Origin of the sequence: Bacillus sp. 179-C3.3 HS, from assembly GCF_047229225.1 — a bacterium.
Classification (GTDB): domain Bacteria; phylum Bacillota; class Bacilli; order Bacillales; family Bacillaceae; genus Bacillus.
Window position 1 is genome coordinate 25865 of the sequence record NZ_JBFEFT010000032.1, and the last position, 9932, is coordinate 35796.

Sequence of the window (9932 nt, forward strand, 5' to 3'; positions counted from 1 at the left end):
TACAATTGTGAGTAATATAATTTATTGCTCCTTGCCCGTTTTAGGGCCGCTTAGACCAAAAGGAGGTGCAATCAGATGAGAAAGTACGAAGTAATGTACATCATCCGCCCAACAGTTGACGATGAAGCTAAACAAGCAGTTATCGAGCGTTTTAATAACGTATTAACTTCTAACGGTGCGGAGATCACTGGAACAAAGGATTGGGGTAAACGTCGTCTTGCGTATGAAATCAACGATTTCCGTGAGGGATTCTACCAAATCGTAAATGTTCAATCTGAAGCTGCAGCAGTTCAAGAATTTGACCGCTTAGCTAAGATCAGTGACGATATCATTCGCCACATTGTTGTGAAAGAAGAAGTATAAATCATTGAAATATATATTTAAAGGTGGTCTTTCAATATGCTAAACCGTGTTGTATTGGTCGGAAGACTAACTAAAGACCCTGAGCTTCGCTACACGCCTAATGGTGCGGCTGTAGCCACGTTTACTCTAGCAGTGAATCGTACATTTACGAATCAATCTGGAGAGCGTGAAGCCGATTTCATTAACTGTGTTACTTGGAGAAGACAAGCCGAGAACGTGGCTAATTTCCTCAAAAAAGGAAGTCTTGCCGGTGTAGACGGTCGCTTACAGACAAGAAACTATGAAAATCAGCAAGGGCAACGTGTCTTTGTGACAGAGGTTCAAGCTGAGAGTGTTCAATTTCTTGAGCCTAAGAGCGGCGGTACTGGTTCAGGTGGTTACAGCGGTGGTGGTAATAGCGGAGGCCAGTATTATGGCGGTAGCCAAAACGATCAGAACCCATTTGGAAATGAACCAAATCAAAATTCTTATGGCAATCAAAACAACCAAAATCGTAATCAGGGGAATAGCTTCAATGATGACCCATTTGCGAACGATGGTAAGCCGATTGACATCTCCGATGATGATTTGCCATTCTAATTGATCTGAAAAAATGAACTAAAGGAAAGGTGTGAAAACAAATGGCAGGTGGACGCAGAGGCGGTCGTGCGAAACGTCGTAAAGTATGTTTCTTTACTTCTAACGGTATCACGCACATCGATTACAAAGATGTTGATCTTCTTAGAAAGTTTGTTTCTGAGCGTGGTAAAATTTTACCTCGTCGTGTAACAGGAACTAGCGCTAAGTATCAACGTAAATTGACTTTAGCGATCAAAAAATCACGTCAAATGGCATTACTTCCATACGTTACTGGAGAGTAAGTCTTTGATTGTAAAGCGGAGGGCTCATGGCCCTTCGCTTTTTTATGTATGTGTAGTTTTAAAGGTCTCCCTGAAGAGGATAAAACGATCTTATTTTTTAGTTCTGATAAAAAATAACGATAATTAGATGCTAAATAGATATGTAGTAAGTAGGAGGGTTTTTGTGAGAACTTTTATGAAGTATGCTGTGATGATTCTGTTTACTACTGTCTTTTTTTATTATTACAATATGTTTATGCCGAGAAATATACTGTATTTCATTGTTGGATTGCCTATCGTTTTTATAGTGATTCATTTAATTGATAAGGTATTTACAAAAAAGTGATGTTGAAGTAAAGTAAGATTTATTTTCCAAATAATGATTCGTTTTACATATAGCATCGTTCTTTGTTTTTAAAATATAGATATGCCCTTTTTATCGATTGAAGATAAAAATCATTGACAATTGATTTGAAACAAATTATCCTTAATTCAAGATAAATATATTTTTTAATTGAATATCTCGAATTCGAGATAATGAAAACGCATTGAAAGAGACATAATGAAATAAAGATTAGTTCTTGAGATAGGAGGTTCAAAGATGAAGAAAACAGAGGGAATTCATCATATTACAGCGATTGTTGGTCATCCTCAGGAAAACGTTGATTTTTATGCAGGTGTATTGGGACTTCGTCTTGTCAAGAAGACCGTGAATTTTGATGATCCAGGCACATATCATCTATATTTTGGTGATGAGGGTGGAGATCCAGGTACGATTATCACGTTTTTCCCATGGCCAGGTGCACAGAAAGGACAAATTGGTGCGGGGCAAGTAGGTGTCACCACATATGTTGTACCGAAAGGCGCATTTTCTTTCTGGAAGAAACGGTTTGGTCAGTTTGAAATCGCTTATGAAACGAAAGAACGCTTTGGTGAGACATTCCTTTCATTTGAAGATCCACATGGGCTACTGCTAGAGCTTGTAGAGCGTGAGGAAGGAAAGAAAAATGAATGGGGATTTAACGGTGTCACTTCGGATGTAGCCATTAAAGGGTTTGGTGGAGCGGTGCTTTTAAGTTCTCAACCAGAACAAACGATGCAGTTGCTAGAGCAAACGATGGGTCTTGAACGAGTTGGAGAAGAAGAGGGTTATGTGAGATTCCGTTCGTTTGGTGAGATTGGGAATGTGATTGATGTGAAGGCAGTCCCTGCTGCAAGAGGGCGTATGGGTGTTGGCGTCGTTCACCATATTGCGTGGAGAGCAACTGATGATCAAGATCAATTGGATTGGCAACGACATGTAGCACAAAGCGGATATCAAGTGACGCCTGTGCAGGATCGTAATTACTTCAATGCTATTTACTTTAGAGAGCTTGGCGGTATTCTATTTGAAATTGCAACTGATCCTCCAGGGTTCGCACATGATGAATCATTGGAAACGATGGGTGAAGCATTAAAACTGCCGTCTCAATATGAGGAACACCGTAGTCAAATCGAACAAATTGTTTTACCGATTGAGGTCAGAGAAATAAAAGGCAAAGGAGATTCATAATGAAGCATCTTTTTCAAAAAGGAAAAAATGAAGAAAAGCCGGTCCTTTTATTACTGCATGGAACTGGTGGTACGGAAAATGATTTATTGCCACTCGCTGAAATAGTAGATCCGGATGCCTCTGTTCTTAGTGTGAGAGGAAATGTGTTGGAGAACGGCATGCCACGTTTTTTCCGCCGTTTGGCTGAGGGTGTGTTTGATGAACAAGACTTAATTGAGCGTACGAAGGAACTATATACGTTTATAGGCGAGGCTGCTGATCAATATGGCTTTGACCGGCACAATGTAGTGGCGATTGGTTATTCAAATGGAGCCAATATCGCTGGAAGTCTTTTGTTCCATTATGAAGATGCACTGAAAGGCGCGATTTTGCATCATCCTATGGTACCAAGACGAGGAATAACATTACCTTCACTAGCAGGCAAGTCAGTCTTTATCGCTGCAGGTAAAAATGATCCGATTTGCCCATCTGAGGAATCACAGGAATTGGAGCAATTGCTACAAGGTGCGGGTGCTTCTGTCACTCTTCATTGGGAAAATCGCGGGCATCAGCTAACAAGAGAAGAAGTTGATGCGGCAACTGTATGGTATCGACGTCAATTTTAACATCAGGCGAAACGTACTGTGACAGTGGCGGAATGGATTAAAAAAGGCTAGAACGCATAAGAGAAGAAAAAAAGAATGCAGCGCCATGGCTGCATTCTTTCTGTTTAATAAGGGTCAGAAGGTGTACTGTTATTGATCGCATCATTTACGGCTTGTGCGGCTCCTGTTGAGCCAATTGGTCCACTTGGTTCTTCGTGTTTAAAGGCTTTTAATCCATCGGCCACACGCTTTCCGTAATCTGGATCAGCTTTTGTGAAGTTCTCAATCATTTGGTCTTGAATGTCCTTTTGACAAGTTGCGAGGGTATTGACTAGATTTTTAATCAGCTCATCTCGCTCCCAATCATTGAAACGGCGATACGTTTCACCCGCTTGTCCGAAATTGTTCGGACGGTCAATGGCTTCGCGTTTGACTTCGCCTTCTACAAAAGGTGTGTGATCTTTTCCGTCCTGCTTTGCCTCTTTTAGTCCACCAAGAATAGACGGTTCATAATTCACATGCGGATTTTGACCTTTTCCTTGGTCGACACGGTATTCCATTTGGCCATCGCGTTGATTGGTGGCAACGTTCTTTTTCGGTGCATTGATGGGTAGCTGCAAATAATTCGGTCCAACCCGATAACGCTGTGTATCAGAGTAGGAGAACGTCCGTCCTTGTAGCAATTTGTCATCTGAAAAATCAAGACCGTCTACAAGTACCCCAGTCCCAAAGGCGACCTGCTCGACCTCTGCAAAATAATTTTCAGGATTTTTGTTTAAAACCATTCGTCCGATTGGCCTCCAAGGGTAGTCTTCCTTGTACCATAGCTTTGTTGGGTCAAGTGGATCAAAATCGAGATGAGGGTGTGCATCATCTTCCATGATTTGTGCATATACTTCCCATTCAGGGTGGTTTCCTTGCTTTATTGCTTCATATAAATCCTGCGTGGCATGGTTGAAATTTTCCCCTTGAATGGCTTGTGCCTGTTCTTGTGTGAGGTTACGAATGCCTTGTTTTGGTTCAAAGTGATATTTCACTAGCACTGCCTTCCCATCATGATTGACCCATTTATAGGCATGGACACCTGAGCCTTGCATGTGGCGGTATGTAGCTGGAATGCCCCATGGTGAAAATAGGAATGTCACCATATGAGTAGCTTCGGGAGATTGTGAGACAAAATCAAAAATACGTTCACCATCCTGACGATTGGTGACTGGATCTGGCTTAAAGGAATGCACCAAATCAGGGAATTTCAATGCATCACGGATAAAGAAAATCTTGAGATTGTTTCCGACAAGATCCCAGTTTCCGTCTTCCGTATAGAATTTCACTGCAAATCCTCTTGGATCACGTAATGTTTCTGGCGAATGACCGCCATGAATCACAGAAGAAAAGCGGACGAAGACGGGTGTCTTTTTCCCTTTTTCCTGAAATAATTTCGCTCTTGTATATTTGGAAATGGGCTCATCACCGAATGTACCATACGCTTCAAAATAACCATGAGCCCCAGCACCGCGCGCGTGAACCACACGTTCAGGAATGCGCTCACGATCAAAGTGACTAATCTTTTCAAGGAAATCATAGTTCTCAAGCGTCGTCGGTCCTCTGTTGCCAACGGTTCTCATGTTTTGATTATCTGTGACTGGATGCCCTTGGCGATTCGTCAAGGTTTCTTCTGAATCTGATGGTTTTTTAGGCTCTTGATCTTCTTTCACAGTGGAATCCCTCCTTATATATATCAATAACAATATGGTCATGTTGTGACCTGTTTCATACAAGGATTTCAAAAAATCTACGGGGGGATCGTTTAAAAGAGGAGAGATACAAAGCTTTATACAAAAAAAACTGCTGAACTTAGTCAGCAGCTTTGTGTTGATTAAGAAAGAGCGTCAGTTAGTGCAGGCACCACTTGTTTCTTTCTTGATACGACGCCTTTTAATAAGGCAGTATTGTTTTCAAGAGTTACGTTAAATGCTTTCTCTACTTTCGCTGCTTCAGTACCAAGCGCAAGGGCAAGAGAATCATTTTCTAAAATGTCTGTGATCACAAGAACAAATAGGTCAAGGCCTTTCGCTCCAATGACTTCATTGATATTGGCTTCAATTTCAGCTTGTCTTGCTGTCACTTCAGCAATATCAACTGTGTTGACTTGTGCAATTTCTACTTTGCTGTTACCAAGAGCAAATTCTTTTGCATCAAGAGTGATTAATTCTTGAACCGTTTTTTGGCTTAGGTCAGCACCAGCTTTTAGCATATCGAGTCCGTAAACTTCTGGGTCTACCCCTGCAATTTTTGCAAGCTCATGTGCAGCGTCAATGTCTTGCTGTGTGCATGTTGGGGATTTGAATAGTAAAGAATCAGAAATGATCGCAGATAGAAGTAAACCAGCGATTTCTTTTTCAATCGTCACTTGGTGCTCTTTGTACATTTTGTTTAAGATGGTTGCCGTACAACCAACTGGCTCAGCGCGATAGTATAAAGGTTCGCTTGTTTCAAAATTTGCAATTCGGTGATGGTCAATCACTTCTGTCACTTGTACTTGATCAATATCGCTTACACTTTGTTGGAATTCGTTATGATCGACAAGGATGACTTGCTTTGTTTCGTTTGCAGCTGTTTCAATCAAGCGTGGTGCTTCTTGTTTAAAGAAATCTAATGCGTATTGTGTTTCTCCGTTGATTTCTCCAAGTCTGACAGCTTCTGCTTGAGCGCCAATTTTGTTTTTCAGATTAGCGTAAGCGATAGCAGAGCAAATCGTGTCTGTGTCAGGATTTTTGTGTCCGAATACGAGTGTTTTTCCCATGTGAATTCTCCTTCTTACATTTATTAATGATGTTTCTATTCTAACAGCTTTTGTCCTTGAATTCAGGGTTTAATGCTAAGAATTATCTAAAAAATTGTAACATACTGTCTAAAAACCTGCATGTACAGAGCCGCTCATTGTGTTCCACGTGGAACGTTTTCCCGGTTGCCTGCATTTTACTTGCGATTTAGCGCTATGGTAAAATAAAGGTCGAGCAAGGACATGATGGATCTTACTCATGTATACATAGAAGTACATATTGTGCAACATATAGAAAAAGTCTGGATAGAGGTGAAGCTGTGAAGCAAACAAAAGCGTTAGTAGAAGGCGCTATCACGATGAGTATTTTTTCTGTCATCTCGCTCGTCTATTTGTATGTGCCACTATTATCTATTATTTTCTTTTTAGCTGCTCCCATTCCGGTCATACTCTATACAATGAGACATGGTTTGAAGAAGGGGATCGCCGCTGGCGCTATTGGCATAGTGATCAGCTTTTTAATAGGGTCTATTGTGGGGCTTTTGAATGCCGTTATGTTGATTTCTGCTGGGCTCGGCATGGGTGTTTTCTATCAAAAGAGGCAGCCGGGAAGCGCTGTGATTACAGGTGCGCTCATCTATTTAGCAAACTTTCTCATCTATTTTGTCGCCAGTGTTTATCTTTTTCAGTTAGATGTCATTGGTATTGCAAAAGAGACCATCGAGCAAATGAGACCTCTGTTAGAGAGCGTATTAAAGCAATCAGGCTCTTCTGAACAGGAGATTGCGAAACAGCTGACAAATTTTCAAGAGCTTCAAACTGCTGCAATGGGTGCCTTACCAGTTACACTCATCATATTTGTAACCTTGATGGCTTTCATTAATCACTGGATGGCCCAGCCGCTGCTTAAACGCTTTGTCAAAGACATGCCGACTCTGAAGAAATTTAAAGATATGCGATTACCAAAAAGCATGGTATGGTATTATTTACTCACACTGCTTTTAATGCTCATTCAAACAGAGAAAGGCAGTTTTTTATGGCTCGTTCAAACGAGTTCGTACCAAATTTTATTTATTTTGTTGCTCATTCAGGGCTTTTCTTTTATCTTCTATTATTGCCACGAAAAAAACATCTCAAAAGTGGTACCCATACTTTCCATCGTGTTGACGATGATCTTGCCAGCACTCGGTATTTTTGTGCGAATTCTAGGAATTGCCGACATCGGCTTTGATTTAAGAGAAAAAGTAAAAAATAAATAATTCACTCTGAATGTTGAGGAGTTGATATCAGTGCCAAGCTTCTATAGAAAACCTGTCATCAAGTATCCGATCTTCGCGTTAATAGTACTAGCGGTGGTCACCGTCCTCCTCAACCTTTATTTTAATTGGATCATAGGAGCGGTTGGTCTTTTATTACTTGCAGGTATACTCTACTTATTAAAGTGGGCAGACACACAAGTGCAAAAAGAGATTGATACATATATTTCAACATTATCCTATCGAGTCAAAAAGGTTGGAGAAGAGGCATTAATGGAGATGCCTATTGGCATTATGCTGTTCAATGATCAGTATTATATTGAATGGACAAATCCATTTCTTGCGTCATGCTTTCATGAAAGTACACTTGTTGGAAGATCCTTGTATGACACATTTGAGTCGATTGTACCTCTCATTAAACAGGAGGTTGAGACAGAAAATGTGACGTTGAATGACCGGAAATTCAAGGTGATTATTAAGCGATCAGAACGCCTTTTATATTTCTTTGATGTCACAGAACAAGTGCAAATTGAAAGACAGTATGAAAATGAACGTACGGTTTTATCTTATATCTTTTTAGACAATTACGACGATGTGACCCAAGGTCTCGATGATCAGGTACGCAGTACGATTAATAGTGAAGTGACGTCACTGTTAAACAATTGGGCGCAAGAATACGGCATTTTTCTGAAGAGAATTTCCTCTGAACGATTCATAGCGGTTTTAAATGAAAGCATCTTAGCCGAGCTGGAAGCGTCGAAATTCTCAATCTTAGATGAGGTACGAGAAAAAACAGGGGCACATAGTGCGACCCTCACCTTAAGTATCGGAATCGGTGCATCTGTTCCTTCTCTTAAAGAGCTAGGAGCGCTAGCACAATCTAGTTTGGATCTTGCTCTCGGGCGTGGAGGAGACCAGGTGGCGATTAAACAGCCGAATGGGAAAGTGAAATTTTACGGCGGGAAAACAAATCCGATGGAAAAGCGGACACGCGTACGCGCACGGGTCATTTCTCATGCTTTAAAAGAAATCGTATCTGAAAGCGGTAATGTGATGATTATGGGGCATAAGTTCCCGGATATGGATTCAATCGGTGCATCAATCGGTATCTTAAAGGTTGCCCAAGCCAATGGGAAAGAGGGCTATATTGTTATTGATGCTAATCAGATTGGTGACAGTGTTCAACGGTTAATCAGTGAAATTAAGAATTATGAAGAACTTTGGTCACGCTTTATTACACCAGAGGAAGCGATGGAGCTTGCCAAGGATGACACCTTGCTTGTGGTTGTCGATACACATAAACCGTCGCTTGTGATGGAGGAACGACTGGTCAATAAAATTGAGAACGTCGTCGTCATTGATCACCATAGACGGGGCGAAGAATTCATCCGTGATCCTTTACTGGTATACATGGAGCCGTATGCTTCATCTACCGCAGAGCTTGTGACAGAGCTATTAGAGTATCAGCCAAAGAAACTACGCATTAACATGATTGAAGCAACTGCACTCCTAGCTGGAATCATTGTTGATACGAAAAGCTTTTCGCTGAGAACTGGGTCAAGAACGTTCGATGCAGCTTCCTATCTACGTGCCAAAGGGGCAGACCCTGTTCTTGTACAAAAGTTCTTAAAAGAGACAGTGGACCATTATATTAAGCGAGCAAAGCTCATTCAACATACGGAGCTGTATCAACAACAGGTAGCAATTGCATCACTGCCATCTGACAGCTCTGAATACTATGATCAGATCACGATTGCCCAAACGGCGGATTCACTGTTATCGATGAGTGAGGTCGAAGCGTCATTTGCTGTCGCTAGACGAGATGATCACACTGTATGCATTAGTGCAAGGTCGTTGGGTGATGTGAATGTCCAAATTATTATGGAAGCGTTAGAAGGTGGCGGTCATTTGACTAACGCTGCGACGCAAATTTATGATATAACCATGGAAGAAGCGGTAGAGAAATTGAAAGCTGCCATAGACGAATATTTTGAGGGAGGGGTTCAAAGATGAAAGTGATCTTTTTAAAAGACGTAAAAGGTAAAGGCAAAAAAGGCGAAGTAAAGAATGTAGCGGACGGATACGCACACAACTTTCTGATCAAACAAGGATTAGCTGTTGAAGCGAATCCAACGAACCTAAGCGCATTGGAAGGACAGAAAAACAAAGAGAAAAAGAATGCCATCCAAGAGCTTGAACAAGCGAAAGAACTAAAAGAAACACTTGAGAAATTAACCATTGAACTAACGGCAAAATCAGGCGAAGGCGGCCGTCTCTTTGGCTCAATTACGAGCAAACAAATCGCTGATAAGTTGCAAAAGGATCATCAAATCAAAATTGATAAACGCAAGATCGAGCTGAATGATGCCATTCGTGCGTTAGGATACACGAATGTACCGGTGAAGCTTCATCCAGAAGTACAAGCCACATTAAAAGTACATGTGACAGAACAAGCATAAACAAGAAAAAACCCGTCTCTATAGACTGACATAGCAGAATGAGACACAAATAAAACACCCTTATTAGGCTGACATGCTACCAAATGTTTTTGGTGCG

General features: G+C 41.1%; 10 protein-coding genes. 8 read left to right on the plus strand and 2 right to left on the minus strand.

The genetic code is table 11. The features are described from left to right. Positions 1 to 75: 75 nt before the first annotated feature. The 5 genes from rpsF to AB1K80_RS16220 all read left to right on the plus strand — a co-directional run bounded on the left by rpsF (position 76) and on the right by AB1K80_RS16220 (position 3359). A complete protein-coding gene (rpsF, locus tag AB1K80_RS16200) occupies positions 76 to 363 on the plus strand; it encodes a 30S ribosomal protein S6 (RefSeq protein WP_412857883.1) in 288 nt (95 codons plus the stop codon). A gap of 36 nt (positions 364 to 399) precedes the next feature. Continuing rightward, complete coding sequence (gene ssbA / locus AB1K80_RS16205) at positions 400 to 942, plus strand: single-stranded DNA-binding protein SsbA (RefSeq protein WP_412857885.1); 543 nt, start codon at positions 400 to 402, stop codon at positions 940 to 942. A gap of 41 nt (positions 943 to 983) precedes the next feature. Continuing rightward, positions 984 to 1223, plus strand: a complete 240-nt coding sequence (rpsR, locus tag AB1K80_RS16210; protein ID WP_008347556.1) for a 30S ribosomal protein S18 — start codon at positions 984 to 986, stop codon at positions 1221 to 1223. Positions 1224 to 1803: 580 nt separating this feature from the next. Then, positions 1804 to 2754, plus strand: a complete 951-nt coding sequence (locus AB1K80_RS16215) for a ring-cleaving dioxygenase (RefSeq protein ID WP_412857887.1) — start codon at positions 1804 to 1806, stop codon at positions 2752 to 2754. After that, entirely contained in the window at positions 2751 to 3359 is a 609-nt protein-coding gene (locus AB1K80_RS16220; protein WP_412857900.1) for an alpha/beta hydrolase, read from the plus strand. The genes AB1K80_RS16215 and AB1K80_RS16220 overlap by 4 nt, the downstream gene beginning before the upstream one ends. 104 nt (positions 3360 to 3463) lie before the next feature. On the opposite strand, the gene katX is transcribed toward AB1K80_RS16220, so the two are convergent. Beyond that, positions 3464 to 4963, minus strand: a complete 1500-nt coding sequence (gene katX / locus AB1K80_RS16225) for a catalase KatX (protein WP_412857902.1) — start codon at positions 4961 to 4963, stop codon at positions 3464 to 3466. 251 nt (positions 4964 to 5214) lie between these two features. Continuing rightward, complete coding sequence (locus AB1K80_RS16230) at positions 5215 to 6141, minus strand: manganese-dependent inorganic pyrophosphatase (RefSeq protein ID WP_412857889.1); 927 nt, start codon at positions 6139 to 6141, stop codon at positions 5215 to 5217. A gap of 299 nt (positions 6142 to 6440) precedes the next feature. Here AB1K80_RS16230 and AB1K80_RS16235 point away from each other — a divergent pair, with 299 nt between their 5' ends. From AB1K80_RS16235 to rplI, 3 genes are read left to right on the plus strand one after another with little or no spacing between them, the layout of a single operon-like run. After that, positions 6441 to 7379 carry a YybS family protein gene (locus tag AB1K80_RS16235; protein ID WP_412857891.1) on the plus strand — a complete coding sequence of 313 codons (939 nt, stop codon included), beginning with the start codon at positions 6441 to 6443 and terminating at the stop codon, positions 7377 to 7379. Between the two features lie 30 nt (positions 7380 to 7409). After that, a complete protein-coding gene (locus AB1K80_RS16240; RefSeq protein ID WP_412857892.1) occupies positions 7410 to 9389 on the plus strand; it encodes a DHH family phosphoesterase in 1980 nt (659 codons plus the stop codon). After that, positions 9386 to 9835: a 50S ribosomal protein L9 gene (gene rplI, locus AB1K80_RS16245; protein ID WP_412857894.1), complete on the plus strand. Its 450-nt coding sequence runs from the start codon at positions 9386 to 9388 to the stop codon at positions 9833 to 9835. Before AB1K80_RS16240 ends, rplI begins: the two co-directional genes overlap by 4 nt. The last annotated feature ends 97 nt before the right edge of the window (positions 9836 to 9932 follow it).

Excerpts from the sequence above, each read along its gene's own strand:
- rpsF (WP_412857883.1), top strand. The coding sequence starts at position 76 with ATGAGAAAGTACGAAGTAATGTACATCATCCGCCCAACAGTTGACGAT.
- ssbA (WP_412857885.1), top strand. The coding sequence starts at position 400 with ATGCTAAACCGTGTTGTATTGGTCGGAAGACTAACTAAAGACCCTGAG.
- rpsR (WP_008347556.1), top strand. The coding sequence starts at position 984 with ATGGCAGGTGGACGCAGAGGCGGTCGTGCGAAACGTCGTAAAGTATGT.
- AB1K80_RS16215 (WP_412857887.1), top strand. The coding sequence starts at position 1,804 with ATGAAGAAAACAGAGGGAATTCATCATATTACAGCGATTGTTGGTCAT.
- katX (WP_412857902.1), bottom strand. The coding sequence starts at position 4,963 with ATGAGAACCGTTGGCAACAGAGGACCGACGACGCTTGAGAACTATGAT.
- AB1K80_RS16230 (WP_412857889.1), bottom strand. The coding sequence starts at position 6,141 with ATGGGAAAAACACTCGTATTCGGACACAAAAATCCTGACACAGACACG.
- rplI (WP_412857894.1), top strand. The coding sequence starts at position 9,386 with ATGAAAGTGATCTTTTTAAAAGACGTAAAAGGTAAAGGCAAAAAAGGC.